Origin of the sequence: Pseudomonas sp. PDM10 (assembly GCF_014852295.1) — a bacterium.
GTDB lineage: Bacteria > Pseudomonadota > Gammaproteobacteria > Pseudomonadales > Pseudomonadaceae > Aquipseudomonas.
Genome location: NZ_JACVBJ010000003.1, coordinates 124,350 through 139,383 on the forward strand (window position 1 = coordinate 124,350; position 15,034 = coordinate 139,383).

The 15,034-nt window shown below is 57.5% G+C and carries 16 protein-coding genes; all 16 read left to right on the forward strand.

What is annotated here, in order from left to right; all coding sequences use genetic code 11:
• Positions 1-2 precede the first annotated feature (2 nt).
• The 16 genes from IB252_RS11680 (at position 3) to IB252_RS11755 (ending at position 14,997) form a co-directional block, all read left to right on the forward strand.
• The gene (locus IB252_RS11680; protein ID WP_008155709.1) at positions 3-800 is read left to right on the forward strand and encodes a ParA family protein; all 798 of its coding nucleotides are present in this window, start codon (positions 3-5) and stop codon (positions 798-800) included.
• Positions 801-809: 9 nt separating this feature from the next.
• Positions 810-1,682, forward strand: coding sequence for a ParB/RepB/Spo0J family partition protein (locus IB252_RS11685; RefSeq protein WP_008027541.1), 873 nt, complete (start codon positions 810-812; stop codon positions 1,680-1,682).
• Between the two features lie 148 nt (positions 1,683-1,830).
• On the forward strand, positions 1,831-2,238 hold the full coding sequence (locus tag IB252_RS11690; protein ID WP_007948092.1) for a F0F1 ATP synthase subunit I: 408 nt from the start codon (positions 1,831-1,833) through the stop codon (positions 2,236-2,238).
• Positions 2,239-2,254: 16 nt separating this feature from the next.
• Positions 2,255-3,124 carry a F0F1 ATP synthase subunit A gene (atpB, locus tag IB252_RS11695; RefSeq protein WP_090177604.1) on the forward strand — a complete coding sequence of 290 codons (870 nt, stop codon included), beginning with the start codon at positions 2,255-2,257 and terminating at the stop codon, positions 3,122-3,124.
• A 133-nt stretch (positions 3,125-3,257) separates the two neighbouring features.
• Complete coding sequence (gene atpE / locus IB252_RS11700; RefSeq protein WP_002555987.1) at positions 3,258-3,515, forward strand: F0F1 ATP synthase subunit C; 258 nt, start codon at positions 3,258-3,260, stop codon at positions 3,513-3,515.
• A 56-nt stretch (positions 3,516-3,571) separates the two neighbouring features.
• Positions 3,572-4,042 (forward strand): F0F1 ATP synthase subunit B, encoded by a 471-nt coding sequence (locus tag IB252_RS11705; protein ID WP_008155711.1) that lies wholly within the window; start codon positions 3,572-3,574, stop codon positions 4,040-4,042.
• Positions 4,043-4,054: 12 nt separating this feature from the next.
• Positions 4,055-4,591 (forward strand): F0F1 ATP synthase subunit delta, encoded by a 537-nt coding sequence (locus IB252_RS11710; RefSeq protein ID WP_008155712.1) that lies wholly within the window; start codon positions 4,055-4,057, stop codon positions 4,589-4,591.
• Between the two features lie 21 nt (positions 4,592-4,612).
• Positions 4,613-6,157: a F0F1 ATP synthase subunit alpha gene (atpA, locus tag IB252_RS11715; RefSeq protein ID WP_008155713.1), complete on the forward strand. Its 1,545-nt coding sequence runs from the start codon at positions 4,613-4,615 to the stop codon at positions 6,155-6,157.
• A 50-nt stretch (positions 6,158-6,207) separates the two neighbouring features.
• Positions 6,208-7,068 carry a F0F1 ATP synthase subunit gamma gene (atpG, locus tag IB252_RS11720; RefSeq protein ID WP_046056627.1) on the forward strand — a complete coding sequence of 287 codons (861 nt, stop codon included), beginning with the start codon at positions 6,208-6,210 and terminating at the stop codon, positions 7,066-7,068.
• A 27-nt stretch (positions 7,069-7,095) separates the two neighbouring features.
• Positions 7,096-8,475, forward strand: a complete 1,380-nt coding sequence (gene atpD / locus IB252_RS11725) for a F0F1 ATP synthase subunit beta (RefSeq protein ID WP_033059678.1) — start codon at positions 7,096-7,098, stop codon at positions 8,473-8,475.
• Positions 8,476-8,520: 45 nt separating this feature from the next.
• Positions 8,521-8,946 carry a F0F1 ATP synthase subunit epsilon gene (locus IB252_RS11730; RefSeq protein WP_008155716.1) on the forward strand — a complete coding sequence of 142 codons (426 nt, stop codon included), beginning with the start codon at positions 8,521-8,523 and terminating at the stop codon, positions 8,944-8,946.
• Positions 8,947-9,062: 116 nt separating this feature from the next.
• Complete coding sequence (gene glmU / locus IB252_RS11735; RefSeq protein ID WP_111448180.1) at positions 9,063-10,430, forward strand: bifunctional UDP-N-acetylglucosamine diphosphorylase/glucosamine-1-phosphate N-acetyltransferase GlmU; 1,368 nt, start codon at positions 9,063-9,065, stop codon at positions 10,428-10,430.
• A 217-nt stretch (positions 10,431-10,647) separates the two neighbouring features.
• Positions 10,648-11,424: a DeoR/GlpR family DNA-binding transcription regulator gene (locus IB252_RS11740; RefSeq protein WP_134421074.1), complete on the forward strand. Its 777-nt coding sequence runs from the start codon at positions 10,648-10,650 to the stop codon at positions 11,422-11,424.
• 1 nt (position 11,425) lies between these two features.
• The gene (glmS, locus tag IB252_RS11745) at positions 11,426-13,258 is read left to right on the forward strand and encodes a glutamine--fructose-6-phosphate transaminase (isomerizing) (RefSeq protein ID WP_192408758.1); all 1,833 of its coding nucleotides are present in this window, start codon (positions 11,426-11,428) and stop codon (positions 13,256-13,258) included.
• Between the two features lie 78 nt (positions 13,259-13,336).
• Complete coding sequence (locus IB252_RS11750; RefSeq protein ID WP_192408760.1) at positions 13,337-14,239, forward strand: LysR family transcriptional regulator; 903 nt, start codon at positions 13,337-13,339, stop codon at positions 14,237-14,239.
• A gap of 131 nt (positions 14,240-14,370) precedes the next feature.
• Positions 14,371-14,997: a glutathione S-transferase family protein gene (locus tag IB252_RS11755; RefSeq protein WP_192408762.1), complete on the forward strand. Its 627-nt coding sequence runs from the start codon at positions 14,371-14,373 to the stop codon at positions 14,995-14,997.
• Positions 14,998-15,034 lie beyond the last annotated feature (37 nt).

Consider the following 15,034-nt stretch of genomic DNA (forward strand, 5'->3'; position numbering starts at 1 on the left):
GAATGGCTAAGGTATTCGCGATAGCGAACCAAAAGGGTGGTGTGGGCAAGACCACCACCTGTATCAACCTCGCAGCTTCCCTGGTCGCTACCAAGCGTCGGGTGCTGTTGATCGATCTCGATCCACAGGGCAACGCCACCATGGGTAGCGGTGTGGATAAACACGGCCTGGAGAACTCGGTCTACGACTTGCTGATCGGCGAATGCGATCTGGCCCAGGCCATGCACTACTCCGAGCACGGTGGTTACCAACTGCTGCCGGCCAACCGCGACCTGACCGCGGCCGAAGTGGTTCTGCTGGAAATGCAGATGAAGGAAAGCCGCCTGCGCAGCGCGCTGGCGCCGATCCGTGAAAACTACGATTACATTTTGATCGACTGCCCGCCGTCGTTGTCGATGCTCACGCTGAACGCTTTGGTCGCTGCTGACGGGGTGATTATCCCCATGCAATGCGAGTACTTCGCGCTCGAAGGTTTGAGCGACCTTGTGGATAACATCAAGCGCATCGCTGAGTTGCTGAACCCGAACCTGAAAGTCGAAGGCCTGTTGCGGACCATGTATGACCCGCGCCTGAGCCTGATGAACGATGTTTCGGCGCAGCTCAAGGAACACTTCGGCGAGCAGCTCTACGACACGGTGATTCCGCGCAACATCCGCCTGGCTGAAGCACCAAGCTATGGCATGCCGGCGCTGGCGTACGACAAATCATCGCGGGGCGCCATTGCCTATCTGGCATTGGCGGGCGAGATGGTTCGTCGTCAACGCAAAAACTCACGCACTGCCGCTGCTCAGGCAACTTAAGGAATCCCCATGGCCGTCAAGAAACGAGGTCTCGGACGTGGACTGGATGCACTGCTGAGTGGTCCGACTGTCAGCTCGCTGGAAGAACAAGCGGTGCAGGCTGATCAGCGTGAGCTGCAGCACCTGCCTCTGGACCTGATCCAGCGCGGCAAGTACCAGCCGCGCCGGGATATGGATCCCCAGGCGCTGGAAGAGCTGGCGCAGTCGATCAAGGCTCAGGGTGTGATGCAGCCGATCGTGGTTCGTCCGATTGGCAGCGGTCGCTTCGAAATCATCGCCGGTGAACGCCGCTGGCGCGCCAGCCAGCAAGCGGGCCAGGAAACCATCCCGGCAATGGTTCGTGATGTGCCGGATGAAACCGCGATCGCCATGGCGCTGATCGAGAACATCCAGCGCGAAGACCTCAACCCGATCGAAGAAGCGGTTGCGTTGCAGCGTTTGCAGCAGGAATTCCAGCTGACGCAGCAACAAGTGGCCGAAGCCGTGGGCAAATCCCGCGTGACCGTGGCCAACCTGCTACGCTTGATCGCGTTGCCGGAAGTCATCAAAACCATGCTGTCCCACGGCGACCTGGAAATGGGTCATGCCCGTGCTTTGCTCGGTTTACCGGAAAATCAACAGGTTGAAGGGGCGCGACACGTTGTCGCACGGGGGCTGACTGTACGCCAGACTGAAGCACTGGTTCGCCAGTGGTTGAGTGGTAAACAGGAACCTGCTGAACCGGTAAAGCCGGACCCGGATATCGCTCGACTCGAACAGCGTCTGGCTGAGCGCCTAGGCTCTGCGGTGCAGATTCGCCACGGGAAAAAGGGGAAGGGGCAGTTGGTGATCGGTTACAACTCCCTCGATGAGCTTCAAGGTGTACTTGCGCACATTCGCTGAAACATTTCCTCATGTAGCGTGCAGTCGGAAATCACTACCTGACAGTTGAATAGGGGCAGAACCGCCCCTATACTCTGCGCGCATTTTGTCGGCACAAATTATGCCAAGTTATTGAATTCTGGCAGCCGATCATTGGGGAGCAAAAACGATGGAGAGCCGCACGCCAAACCGCTTGCCGTTCCATCGCCTGGCAGTTTTTCCGGTCCTACTGGCTCAATTTGTCGTTTTGGTACTGGCCGCTTTGGCGCTTTGGTACTGGCATGGAGTCGTAGCCGGGTACTCAGGACTCTGCGGAGGCCTGATAGCCTTGCTACCCAATGTTTATTTCGCTCACAGGGCATTTCGGTTTTCCGGCGCCCGAGCAGCTCAAGCCATCGTCCGGTCTTTTTATGCCGGCGAGGCGGGCAAACTAATTTTGACGGCAGTGCTCTTTGCATTGACGTTTGCAGGTGTGAAGCCATTGGCGCCGCTAGCTGTATTCGGCGTCTTCGTGTTGACCCAACTGGTCAGCTGGTTCGCGCCCCTGCTGATGAGAACAAGACTTTCGAGACCTTAGGGCGTTTGAGGCAACCATGGCAGAGACAACCGCTTCGGGCTATATCCAGCACCACTTGCAGAACCTGACCTTCGGTCAGCACCCAACTGGCGGGTGGGGTTTTGCCCACACCGCAGCAGAAGCCAAAGAAATGGGCTTCTGGGCTTTCCACGTCGATACTCTCGGCTGGTCGGTCGCGTTGGGTCTGATCTTCGTTCTTCTTTTCCGCATGGCGGCAAAGAAGGCGACTTCCGGTCAGCCTGGTGCTTTGCAGAACTTCGTTGAAGTATTGGTCGAATTCGTCGATGGCAGCGTGAAAGACAGCTTCCATGGCCGTAGCCCGGTGATTGCACCGTTGGCACTGACCATCTTCGTCTGGGTCTTCCTGATGAACGCCGTCGACCTGATCCCGGTCGACTGGATTCCTCAGCTGGCCATCCTGATCACTGGCGACCATCACATTCCGTTCCGTGCGGTGTCGACCACTGACCCGAACGCGACCCTGGGCATGGCCCTGTCGGTATTCGCGTTGATCATTTTCTACAGCATCAAGGTCAAGGGCATCGGCGGCTTCATCGGCGAACTGACCCTGCACCCTTTCGGCAGCAAGAACATCTTCGTTCAAGCCCTGCTGATCCCGGTGAACTTCCTGCTGGAGTTCGTGACGCTGGTTGCCAAGCCAATCTCCCTGGCACTGCGTCTGTTCGGCAACATGTACGCCGGCGAACTGGTCTTCATTCTGATTGCTGTGATGTTCGGCAGTGGTCTGCTCTGGCTTAGCGGCCTGGGCATAGTTCTGCAGTGGGCGTGGGCTGTGTTCCACATCCTGATCATCACCCTGCAGGCGTTTATCTTCATGATGCTGACCATCGTTTACTTGTCGATGGCGCACGAAGAGAACCATTAAGACCAGTCTCGACTAGTCTGATGTCCCACTCGGTCAAACGAGTGGGTGCCCGAACAGGGCTATGAAACGATTTGTTTTACCGCTTTAAAATCTAAAAAACCTAAACCATACGACGTAAAAGTCGGGAGGAAAGATGGAAACTGTAGTTGGTCTAACCGCTATCGCTGTTGCACTGTTGATCGGCCTGGGCGCACTGGGTACCGCAATTGGTTTCGGCCTGTTGGGCGGCAAGTTCCTGGAAGGCGCAGCGCGTCAGCCAGAGATGGTTCCAATGCTGCAAGTCAAAATGTTCATCGTTGCCGGTCTGCTCGACGCGGTAACCATGATCGGTGTTGGTATCGCTCTGTTCTTCACCTTCGCGAACCCATTCGTTGGTCAACTCGCTGGCTAATTACTCGAACCTTCGAGTAATTGGTGTGATGTGCAACGAACGAGCGAGGTGTTGGCGTGAACATTAATGCAACCCTGATTGGCCAGTCCGTTGCGTTCTTCATTTTTGTACTGTTTTGCATGAAGTTCGTGTGGCCTCCGGTCATCGCGGCTTTGCACGAACGTCAGAAGAAGATCGCGGATGGACTGGATGCTGCCAGCCGAGCAGCTCGCGACCTGGAGTTGGCCCAAGAGAAAGCGGGTCATCAACTGCGCGAAGCAAAAGCTCAGGCAGCTGAAATCATTGAGCAAGCCAAGAAACGCGGTAACCAGATCGTCGAAGAGGCTGTTGAAAAAGCCCGTATCGACGCTGACCGTGTGAAGGTTCAGGCTCAGGCCGAGATCGAGCAGGAACTGAACAGTGTCAAAGACGCGCTGCGTGCCCAATTGGGTGCTCTGGCCGTTGGCGGCGCCGAGAAGATCCTGGGTGCCACAATCGATCAAAACGCGCACGCGGAGCTGGTAAACAAACTGGCTGCTGAAATTTAAGCGAGGGCGATCATGGCAGAATTGACCACGTTGGCCCGACCTTACGCTAAGGCAGCCTTCGAGCACGCCCAGGCCCACCAGCAACTGGCCTCTTGGTCAGCCATGCTCGGCCTGGCTGCAGCAGTGTCGCAAGACGACACCATGCAGCGCGTGCTCAAGGCCCCGCGACTGACGAGCGCAGACAAGGCCGCCACGTTTATTGACGTGTGCGGCGACAAGTTTGATGTGAAGGCACAGAACTTCATTAACGTCGTTGCCGAAAACGACCGTCTCCCGCTGTTGCCGGAGATCGCCGCTCTGTTTGACCTGTACAAGGCCGAACAAGAGAAATCGGTAGACGTTGAAGTCACCAGTGCTTTTGCATTGAACCAAGAACAGCAAGACAAACTCGCCAAGGTTCTCAGTGCACGACTCAACCGGGAAGTGCGCCTGCAAGTCGAGGAAGACAAATCCCTTATTGGGGGCATTGTCATCCGCGCCGGCGACCTGGTAATCGATGGCTCGGTACGCGGCAAACTCGCGAACCTTGCCGAAGCATTGAAATCTTGAGTTTGAAGGGGCAGCAGAGCAATGCAGCAACTCAATCCTTCCGAAATAAGTGAAATTATCAAGGGCCGCATCGACAAGCTCGATGTGACCTCCCAAGCCCGTAACGAAGGCACTGTCGTCAGCGTATCTGACGGTATCGTGCGGATTCACGGTCTGGCCGACGTCATGTACGGCGAGATGATCGAGTTTCCGGGCGGCGTCTTCGGTATGGCTCTCAACCTGGAGCAAGACTCCGTAGGTGCCGTTGTATTGGGCTCCTACCAGTCTCTGGCTGAAGGCATGAGCGCCAAGTGCACTGGCCGCATCCTCGAAGTTCCGGTTGGTAAGGAACTGCTGGGTCGCGTAGTCGACGCACTGGGTAACCCAGTTGACGGCAAAGGTCCGCTGAACAACACCGAGACCGATGCGGTCGAGAAAGTTGCTCCAGGCGTGATCTGGCGTAAGTCGGTAGACCAGCCTGTACAGACTGGCTACAAGGCTGTCGATGCCATGATCCCTGTCGGCCGTGGCCAGCGTGAGCTGATCATCGGTGACCGTCAGATCGGTAAAACCGCTCTGGCGATCGACGCGATCATCAACCAGAAAAACAGCGGCATTTTCTGCGTCTACGTAGCGATCGGTCAGAAACAATCGACCATCGCTAACGTGGTTCGCAAACTGGAAGAAAACGGCGCACTGGCTAACACCATCGTCGTGGCTGCGAGCGCTTCGGAATCTGCAGCACTGCAGTTCCTGGCACCGTACTCCGGTTGCACCATGGGTGAATTCTTCCGCGACCGCGGTGAAGACGCGCTGATCGTTTATGACGATCTGTCCAAGCAAGCAGTGGCTTACCGCCAGATTTCCCTGCTGCTGCGCCGTCCACCAGGCCGTGAAGCTTACCCAGGCGACGTGTTCTATCTCCACTCCCGTCTGCTGGAGCGCGCATCCCGCGTTTCGGAAGAGTACGTAGAGAAGTTCACCAACGGCGCAGTGACCGGCAAAACCGGTTCCCTGACCGCACTGCCGATCATCGAAACCCAGGCTGGCGACGTTTCCGCGTTCGTTCCGACCAACGTGATTTCCATCACTGACGGTCAGATCTTCCTGGAATCGGCCATGTTCAACTCCGGGATCCGTCCTGCTGTGAACGCCGGTGTTTCGGTATCCCGTGTGGGTGGTGCCGCTCAGACCAAGATCATCAAGAAGCTCTCCGGTGGTATCCGTACCGCTCTGGCTCAGTACCGTGAACTGGCGGCATTCGCCCAGTTCGCTTCTGACCTGGACGAAGCGACCCGTAAGCAACTTGAGCATGGTCAGCGCGTTACCGAGCTGATGAAGCAGAAGCAATACGCACCAATGTCGATCGCTGACATGGCGCTGTCGCTGTATGCCGCTGAGCGTGGGTTCCTGACTGACGTTGAAATCGCCAAGATCGGCAGCTTCGAACAAGCGCTGATTGCTTTCTTCAACCGCGATCACGCCGATTTGATGGCGAAGATCAACGTGAAGGGTGACTTCAATGACGAAATCGACGCTGGCATGAAAGCCGGTATCGAGAAGTTCAAGGCCACCCAAACCTGGTAAGCCGCAGCGGGAGCCGCAAGGCTCCCGCTTGCTAACCTGATAGGTGTTACATGGCAGGCGCAAAAGAGATTCGCAGTAAGATTGCGAGCATCAAAAGCACGCAAAAGATTACCAGCGCCATGGAAAAAGTGGCGGTCAGTAAAATGCGCAAGGCACAAATGCGCATGGCTGCTAGCCGTCCTTACGCGGAGCGCATCCGCCAGGTTATTGGTCATTTGGCCAACGCCAACCCGGAATATCGCCACCCCTTCATGATCGAGCGTGAAATCAAGCGCGTCGGTTATGTCGTGGTGAGCAGTGACCGTGGTCTGTGTGGTGGCTTGAACACCAACCTGTTCAAGGCCCTGGTCAAGGACATGGCGGTAAACCGCGAAAACGGCGTCGAGATCGATCTGTGTGTTGTTGGTAGCAAGGGTGCGGCTTTCTTCCGCAACTTCGGCGGTAACGTCGTTGCAGCTATCAGCCACCTGGGTGAAGAGCCGTCGATCAATGATCTGATTGGCAGCGTCAAGGTGATGCTGGATGCCTACCTGGACGGCCGTATTGATCGCCTGTCCGTGGTGTCCAACAAGTTCATCAACACCATGACGCAAACGCCTACTGTGGAGCAGTTGATTCCACTGGAGGCAACCCCGGATCAATCGCTCAAGCACCACTGGGACTATCTCTACGAACCGGATGCCAAAGAGCTGCTTGACGGCTTGATGGTCCGTTACGTCGAGTCGCAGGTCTACCAGGCGGTGGTCGAGAACAACGCGGCTGAACAAGCTGCGCGGATGATCGCGATGAAGAACGCTACCGACAACGCCGGTGATTTGATCAGCGATTTGCAGCTGGTCTACAACAAGGCGCGTCAGGCTGCGATCACCCAAGAGATCTCGGAAATCGTCGGCGGCGCTGCCGCGGTTTAACGGTTCAAATATTCAGAGGATCCAGCTATGAGTAGCGGACGTATCGTTCAAATCATCGGCGCCGTTATCGACGTGGAATTTCCACGCGACAGCGTACCGAGCATCTACAACGCGCTGTTGGTACAAAGCGCGGCCGGGACTACTCTCGAAGTTCAGCAACAGCTGGGCGACGGCGTGGTTCGTACCATTGCGATGGGTTCCACCGAAGGCTTGAAGCGCGGTCTGGAAGTCAAGGATTCTGGCGCAGCCATCTCCGTACCGGTCGGTAAAGCGACCCTGGGCCGGATCATGGACGTACTGGGCAACCCGATCGACGAAGCTGGCCCGATCGACACCGAAGAGCGCTGGGGCATTCACCGTCCTGCGCCAACCTTCGCTGAACAAGCGGGCGGCAACGACCTGCTGGAAACCGGCATCAAGGTTATCGACCTGGTTTGCCCGTTCGCCAAGGGCGGTAAAGTCGGTCTGTTCGGTGGTGCCGGTGTAGGCAAAACCGTAAACATGATGGAACTGATCCGTAACATCGCCATCGAGCACAGCGGTTATTCCGTGTTCGCCGGTGTGGGTGAGCGTACTCGTGAGGGTAACGACTTCTACCACGAGATGAAGGATTCCAACGTTCTGGACAAAGTGGCACTGGTTTACGGTCAGATGAACGAGCCGCCGGGTAACCGTCTGCGCGTAGCACTGACCGGCCTGACCATGGCCGAGAAGTTCCGTGACGAAGGTAACGACGTTCTGCTGTTCGTCGACAACATCTATCGTTACACCCTGGCCGGTACTGAAGTATCCGCACTGCTGGGCCGTATGCCTTCCGCAGTAGGTTACCAGCCGACCCTGGCCGAAGAGATGGGTACTCTGCAAGAGCGTATCACTTCGACCAAAAACGGTTCGATCACCTCGATCCAGGCGGTATACGTACCGGCGGATGACTTGACTGACCCGTCGCCAGCGACCACTTTCGCCCACTTGGACGCTACCGTCGTTCTGTCCCGTGACATCGCTTCCCTGGGTATCTACCCAGCGGTCGATCCACTCGACTCGACTTCGCGCCAGCTGGACCCGAACGTAATCGGCCAGGACCACTACGACACCGCTCGCGGCGTACAGTATGTTCTGCAACGTTACAAAGAACTGAAGGACATCATTGCGATCCTGGGTATGGACGAGCTGTCGGAAGCCGACAAGCAGTTGGTAAACCGTGCTCGTAAGATCCAGCGTTTCTTGTCGCAGCCGTTCTTCGTGGCTGAAGTCTTCACCGGTGCTTCGGGTAAATACGTTTCCCTGAAAGACACCATTGCTGGCTTCAAAGGCATCCTCAACGGTGACTACGACCACCTGCCAGAACAAGCGTTCTACATGGTCGGCGGCATCGAAGAAGCGATCGAGAAAGCCAAGAAACTGTAATCCCGGCGCCCGGCAACGGGCGCTAATTTAGGTTGAGGCAATCAGATGGCTATGACAGTCCATTGCGATATCGTCAGCGCGGAAGGGGAAATCTTCTCCGGCCTGGTCGAGATGGTGGTTGCGCACGGTGCACTGGGTGATCTTGGTATCGCCCTGGGTCACGCGCCGCTGATCACTAATCTCAAGCCGGGCCCGATCCGCCTGATCAAGCAGGGCGGGGAAGAGGAGGTGTATTACATCTCCGGCGGTTTCCTCGAGGTTCAGCCGAACATGGTCAAGGTACTTGCCGACACTGTGCAACGTGCTGCCGACCTGGACGAAGCCTCCGCTCAGGAAGCCGTTAAGGCTGCCGAGAAGGCCTTGCATGACCGCGGTGCAGAATTCGATTACGGTTCTGCTGCCGCACGTCTGGCCGAGGCTGCAGCTCAGCTGCGCACCGTCCAGCAGATCCGCAAGAAGTTCGGCCACTAATAGGCCACTGCTTGTTGTGCGATTGATTAAAAAGGGTAGCCTCGGCTACCCTTTTTTCTTTTTAGATATTCAAAACCTGGTCGCAGCCGCTGACCACCCAGGATTGGTAGCCAGTCATGTCTTTAGAAATCGTTATCCTCGCTGCTGGTCAAGGCACTCGCATGCGTTCGGCACTGCCGAAAGTTCTGCATCCAATTGCCGGCAACTCGATGCTCGGCCATGTTATCCACAGCGCCCGGCAACTTGATCCACAGCGCATCCACGTCGTGATCGGCCATGGCGCCGATGCAGTGCGCGAGCGTCTGGCGGCTGATGATCTGAATTTCGTCCTGCAGGACAAACAGCTTGGGACTGGCCACGCCGTTGCTCAAGCGGTGCCTTTCATTGAGTCCGATACCGTCCTGATTCTTTATGGTGACGTGCCATTGATCGAAGTCGAGACCCTGCAGCGTCTGCTCAAGCAAGTAGCGCCGCAGCAACTGGGTTTGTTGACAGTCGAACTGGACGACCCGACCGGCTATGGCCGCATCGTCCGCAACGCCGACGGCAAGGTGACAGCCATCGTCGAGCAGAAAGACGCCAATGAAGCCGAACGAGCGATCACTGAAGGCAACACCGGCATTCTGGCGCTGCCGTTCGCGCAATTGGCTGGCTGGATGAGCCGTCTTTCGAACAACAACGCCCAGGGCGAGTACTACTTGACCGACGTAATCGCCATGGCGGTCAGCGACGGTCTGGTGGTGGCAACCGAGCAACCGCATGACGCCATGGAAGTGCAGGGCGCCAACGACCGCAAGCAGCTTTCCGAGCTTGAGCGTCACTATCAGCTGCGCGCCGGTCGTCGTTTGATGGCTCAAGGCGTGACCCTGCGTGATCCTGCTCGTTTCGATGTACGCGGTGAAATCACCGTCGGCCGCGACGTGCTGATCGACATCAACGTGATCCTCGAAGGCAAGGTCGTTATCGAGGACGACGTGGTGATCGGCCCGAACTGCGTGATCAAGGACAGCACCCTGCGCAAAGGTGTGGTGATCAAGGCCAACAGCCACATCGAAGGCGCGGTTCTCGGCGAAGGCAGCGATGCCGGCCCGTTCGCTCGTTTGCGTCCGGGAACTGTGCTGGAAGCACGCGCCCATGTGGGTAACTTCGTTGAGTTGAAAAACGCTCACCTGGGCGAAGGCGCCAAGGCCGGTCATCTGACTTATCTGGGCGATGCCGAAATCGGCGCGCGCACCAACATCGGCGCGGGCACCATTACCTGCAACTACGATGGCGCCAATAAGTGGAAAACCGTGCTGGGTGAAGATGTGTTCATCGGTTCCAACAACTCGTTGGTTGCGCCTGTGGATATCTCTTCCGGGGCAACCACTGCTGCTGGTTCGACCATTACGCAGAATGTGGATAACTTGCAGTTGGCCGTGGGCCGTGCGCGGCAGAAGAATATCGACGGTTGGAAACGACCGGAGAAGATTAAGAAAAGCTGAGTTATCCACATATTTGTGACCTGCTTAAGTTATTCACAGGCAGCACCATCGAATTCGCGGGCAAGCCCGCTCCCACATGGATCTCGCAAAACCTGTGGGAGCGGGCTTGCCCGCGATGCTTTTATCCACAGGCCGTTTTATCGCCCCACGCTTGACGAAGTTTCGCCAATAGGTTGTGATTGCTTCCGTTATCTTTCGAATCGAAACTTACCAAACCATGTCGAAGCGCAATACACCTCAACGCCGTCACAACATCCTTGCTTTGCTCAATGAACAGGGCGAAGTCAGTGTGGATGAGCTGGCCAAGCGCTTCGAAACGTCGGAAGTTACGATCCGCAAGGATCTCGCTGCGCTTGAGACCAATGGTTTGCTGCTGCGCCGTTATGGCGGAGCGATTACCCTGCCTCAAGAGCTGGTGGCCGACCTTGGTCAGCCGGTGTCCAAATACAAACAGGCTATCGCTCGCGCTGCCGTTACGCGGATTCGCGAGCATGCGCGGATCATTATCGACAGCGGCAGCACCACGGCGGCGATGATTCCGGAACTCGGCCAGCAGCCGGGCCTGGTCGTGATGACCAACTCCCTGCATGTCGCCAATGCCTTGAGCGAACTTGAGCATGAGCCGGTACTGTTGATGACCGGCGGCACCTGGGACCCGCATTCCGAGTCCTTTCAGGGGCAAGTGGCCGAGCAGGTCCTGCGCTCTTATGATTTTGACCAGTTGTTCATCGGTGCCGACGGCATCGACCTGGTTCGCGGTACCACCACGTTCAACGAGCTGCTGGGGCTGAGCCGGGTCATGGCTGAAGTCGCCCGGGAAGTGGTTGTCATGGTGGAGGCCGACAAGATCGGCCGCAAGATTCCCAACCTGGAGCTGCCGTGGAGCAGCGTCCATACCCTTATTACCGATGATCGCCTGCCGCTTGAGGCACGGGATCAGATTCAGGCCCGCGGAATCAACTTGATCCTCGCGGCTGTCAATCAGGAGAAATAGCATGTGTGGAATTGTCGGCGCAGTCGCAGAACGTAATATCACCGCCATCCTCCTCGAAGGCCTGAAACGCCTGGAATATCGTGGCTATGACAGTGCCGGTGTAGCGGTTTACACCAATGGCCAAAAGCTTGAGCGCCTGCGTCGCCCGGGCAAGGTCAGTGAATTGGAACTGGCGCTGACCGAAGAACCGTTGGTCGGCCGTCTGGGTATCGCCCACACCCGCTGGGCCACTCACGGTGCGCCGAGCGAGCGCAACGCTCACCCGCATTTCTCCGGTGATCTGGCGGTGGTGCACAACGGCATCATCGAGAACCACGAAGCCCTGCGCGAGCAACTGAAAGCCTTGGGTTACGTGTTCACCTCGGACACCGACACTGAAGTCATTGCCCACCTGTTGGACCACAAACTCAAGGATCTGCCTGATCTGACCGTGGCCCTGAAGGCTACTGTCAAAGAGCTGCACGGTGCTTACGGTCTGGCGGTGATCAGCGCTCAGCAACCGGATCGTCTGGTTGCGGCCCGCAGTGGCAGCCCGCTGGTTATCGGCCTGGGCATGGGTGAAAACTTCCTGGCTTCCGATCAACTGGCCCTGCGCCAGGTCACTGACCGCTTCATGTACCTGGAAGAAGGCGATATCGCCGAAATTCGCCGCGACAGCGTGCAAATCTGGGACCTGAGCGGTCAAGTGGTCGAACGTGAGTCGGTGCAATACCGTGATGGTGCCGAAGCCGCCGACAAGGGCAAATTCCGCCACTTCATGCTCAAGGAAATTCACGAGCAACCGGCTGTGGTGCAACGTACCCTGGAAGGTCGCATCAGCCAGAATCAAGTGCTGGTGCAAGCGTTCGGTCCACAGGCTGCCGAGCTGTTCGCCAAAGTGCGTAACGTGCAGATCGTCGCGTGCGGTACCAGTTACCACGCCGGCATGGTTGCCCGTTACTGGCTCGAAGAACTGGCCGGCATCCCGTGCCAGGTCGAAGTCGCCAGCGAATTCCGCTACCGCAAGGTAGTGGTGCAGGCCGACACGCTATTCGTGACCATCTCCCAGTCCGGTGAAACCGCCGACACCCTGGCCGCCCTGCGTAACGCCAAAGAGTTGGGCTACCTCGCGAGCCTGGCGATTTGCAACGTCGGCATCAGCTCGTTGGTGCGTGAATCCGACCTGACTTTGCTGACCCAGGCTGGTCGCGAAATCGGCGTAGCCTCGACCAAGGCCTTTACTACTCAATTGGTCGGTCTGCTGTTGCTGACCTTGTCCCTGGGCCAGGTTCAAGGCACGTTGGCCAAAGGCGTCGAAGCCACATTGGTTGAAGAGCTGCGTCGCCTGCCAACCCGCCTCGGCGAAGCCCTGGCCATGGACAGCACCGTCGAAAAAGTCGCCGAGCTGTTCGCCGAGAAAAACCACACCTTGTTCCTCGGCCGTGGTGCGCAGTTCCCGGTGGCAATGGAAGGGGCGCTCAAGCTCAAGGAAATCTCCTACATCCACGCTGAAGCCTATCCGGCCGGCGAGCTGAAACACGGCCCGTTGGCGCTTGTGGATAACGACATGCCAGTGGTCACCGTGGCACCGAACAACGAGCTGCTGGAGAAGTTGAAATCCAACCTCCAGGAAGTCCGCGCCCGTGGCGGCGAGCTGATCGTCTTTGCAGACGAACAAGCTGGCATGACCAATGGCGAAGGCACTCATGTTGTGCAAATGCCGCACATCCACGACATCCTGTCGCCGATCCTCTACACCATACCGCTGCAGTTACTCTCGTATTACGTTGCCGTGTTGAAAGGCACCGACGTTGACCAGCCGCGTAACCTGGCGAAGTCGGTGACGGTGGAATAAGTTATCCACAGGTGATGGAAACATTAAAAATCGCAGCCTACGGTTGCGATTTTTTTTATCTGAATTGAGGACACGCCCATGGACCGATTCCAGGAAATGCAGGTCTTCGCTGCCGTCGCCCAAGACCAAGGCTTCTCGGCGGCGGCGCGGCGTTTGGGCCTGTCGGCCGCCAGCGTGACTCGCGCGGTGGCGGCGCTGGAGAAACGCATCGGCACCTCGCTGCTGACGCGCACCACCCGCAGCGTGCATTTGAGCGAGGCGGGTCAGCGTTACCTGGAAGACTGTCGGAGGATTCTCGCCGAGGTGCAGGAAGCCGAGGACTCGGCGGCGGGCAGCCACACCCAGCCGCGTGGGCAATTGACGATTACTGCGCCGGTGTTGTTTGGTGAGCTGTTTGTCACGCCCGTGATGGTGAATTATCTGACGCAGTTTCCTGAAGTCAGCATCAATGGATTGCTGGTCGATCGAGTGGTCAGCATGGTTGAGGAGGGCGTCGATGTCGCCGTGCGGATCGGTGAGTTGCCCGACAGTAATCAGCACGCGATTCGCGTGGGTGAGGTTCGGCGGGTGATTTGTGGCTCGCCGGAATTCCTGAAGGCCCATGGTCGACCTCGACATCCTCAGGATCTGGCTCAGGCGCCGGTTGTTGCGACGTCTTCTATCGGTCAGTCGAGAACCTGGCCGTTCCTCGAAGAGGGCGAGCCGCTGAGTGTTCGGCCCGTGCCGCGCCTGGTGGTGACGGCCAATCAGGCGGCTATTACGGCGGCGTGCCTGGGCTTGGGGCTGACCCGGGTTCTGTCTTATCAAATCGCGAGTAAAGTCGCTTCCGGTGAGCTGGAAATCGTTCTGGCTGACTTCGAACTGCCGCCATTGCCTATCCATGTGGTTTATCAGGGCGGGCGCAAGGCTCCTGCGCGGATTCGCAGTTTTGTGGATTTTGCGGTGAGCGCGCTGCGTGAGCATCCGTCCTTGCAGGCCTGATGGTTTATTTCACTGGGTGAAATAATGGATTGCGTTGGCTGGTTATTCTGTTGTTTTGGTTGCGGGTGGAAGATAACGCCCCATCGGAGCTGAACACTGTTCAACAGCGCCACCACCCAGCGGAGTCGACCATGCAAGCGATCAAACTCTACAACTTCCCACGTTCCGGCCACGCTCACCGCGTAGAGCTGATGCTGTCCCTGCTGCATTTGCCCACCGAGCTGATATTTGTCGACCTGGCCAAGGGCGCGCACAAACAGCCGGATTTCCTCGCGCTCAATGCATTTGGCCAGGTTCCGGTCATCGATGATCAAGGCGTGGTGCTGGCCGATTCCAACGCGATTCTTGTTTATCTGGCACAAAAATATGGCGACGGACGTTGGCTGCCAACCGATCCGGTCGGGGCGGCCAAGGTTCAGCGTTGGTTATCGATTGCCGCAGGGCCGATTGCCTTTGGCCCCGCCAGAGCGAGGCTGATCACGGTGTTTGGGGCTGCTTACAACGCTGAAGAAGTGATCGCTTATTCCCACACCGTGCTCAAAGTGATCGATCAGGAACTGGCCGCAACGCCGTATCTGACTGGCGCCGAGCCAACCATTGCCGACGTTTCGGCCTACAGCTACATCGCCCATGCGCCAGAAGGCAACGTGTCCCTGGAGAACTACGCCCACATCCGCGCCTGGCTGGCACGAATCGAAGCCTTGCCAGGGTTTGTCGGCATGCCGCGCACCGTTGCCGGTCTGCAAAAAACTGCCTGATGCTTACGGCCCGGCACTGTCGGGTCATTCACACTGC

What these genes read in the sequence shown, in the direction of transcription:
- atpD (WP_033059678.1), top strand. Translation starts at nt 7,096, where the DNA reads ATGAGTAGCGGACGTATCGTTCAAATCATCGGCGCCGTTATCGACGTG.
- IB252_RS11750 (WP_192408760.1), top strand. Translation starts at nt 13,337, where the DNA reads ATGGACCGATTCCAGGAAATGCAGGTCTTCGCTGCCGTCGCCCAAGAC.
- atpG (WP_046056627.1), top strand. Translation starts at nt 6,208, where the DNA reads ATGGCAGGCGCAAAAGAGATTCGCAGTAAGATTGCGAGCATCAAAAGC.
- atpB (WP_090177604.1), top strand. Translation starts at nt 2,255, where the DNA reads ATGGCAGAGACAACCGCTTCGGGCTATATCCAGCACCACTTGCAGAAC.
- glmS (WP_192408758.1), top strand. Translation starts at nt 11,426, where the DNA reads ATGTGTGGAATTGTCGGCGCAGTCGCAGAACGTAATATCACCGCCATC.
- IB252_RS11730 (WP_008155716.1), top strand. Translation starts at nt 8,521, where the DNA reads ATGGCTATGACAGTCCATTGCGATATCGTCAGCGCGGAAGGGGAAATC.
- atpA (WP_008155713.1), top strand. Translation starts at nt 4,613, where the DNA reads ATGCAGCAACTCAATCCTTCCGAAATAAGTGAAATTATCAAGGGCCGC.
- IB252_RS11755 (WP_192408762.1), top strand. Translation starts at nt 14,371, where the DNA reads ATGCAAGCGATCAAACTCTACAACTTCCCACGTTCCGGCCACGCTCAC.
- IB252_RS11710 (WP_008155712.1), top strand. Translation starts at nt 4,055, where the DNA reads ATGGCAGAATTGACCACGTTGGCCCGACCTTACGCTAAGGCAGCCTTC.
- IB252_RS11690 (WP_007948092.1), top strand. Translation starts at nt 1,831, where the DNA reads ATGGAGAGCCGCACGCCAAACCGCTTGCCGTTCCATCGCCTGGCAGTT.
- IB252_RS11685 (WP_008027541.1), top strand. Translation starts at nt 810, where the DNA reads ATGGCCGTCAAGAAACGAGGTCTCGGACGTGGACTGGATGCACTGCTG.
- glmU (WP_111448180.1), top strand. Translation starts at nt 9,063, where the DNA reads ATGTCTTTAGAAATCGTTATCCTCGCTGCTGGTCAAGGCACTCGCATG.
- atpE (WP_002555987.1), top strand. Translation starts at nt 3,258, where the DNA reads ATGGAAACTGTAGTTGGTCTAACCGCTATCGCTGTTGCACTGTTGATC.
- IB252_RS11680 (WP_008155709.1), top strand. Translation starts at nt 3, where the DNA reads ATGGCTAAGGTATTCGCGATAGCGAACCAAAAGGGTGGTGTGGGCAAG.
- IB252_RS11740 (WP_134421074.1), top strand. Translation starts at nt 10,648, where the DNA reads ATGTCGAAGCGCAATACACCTCAACGCCGTCACAACATCCTTGCTTTG.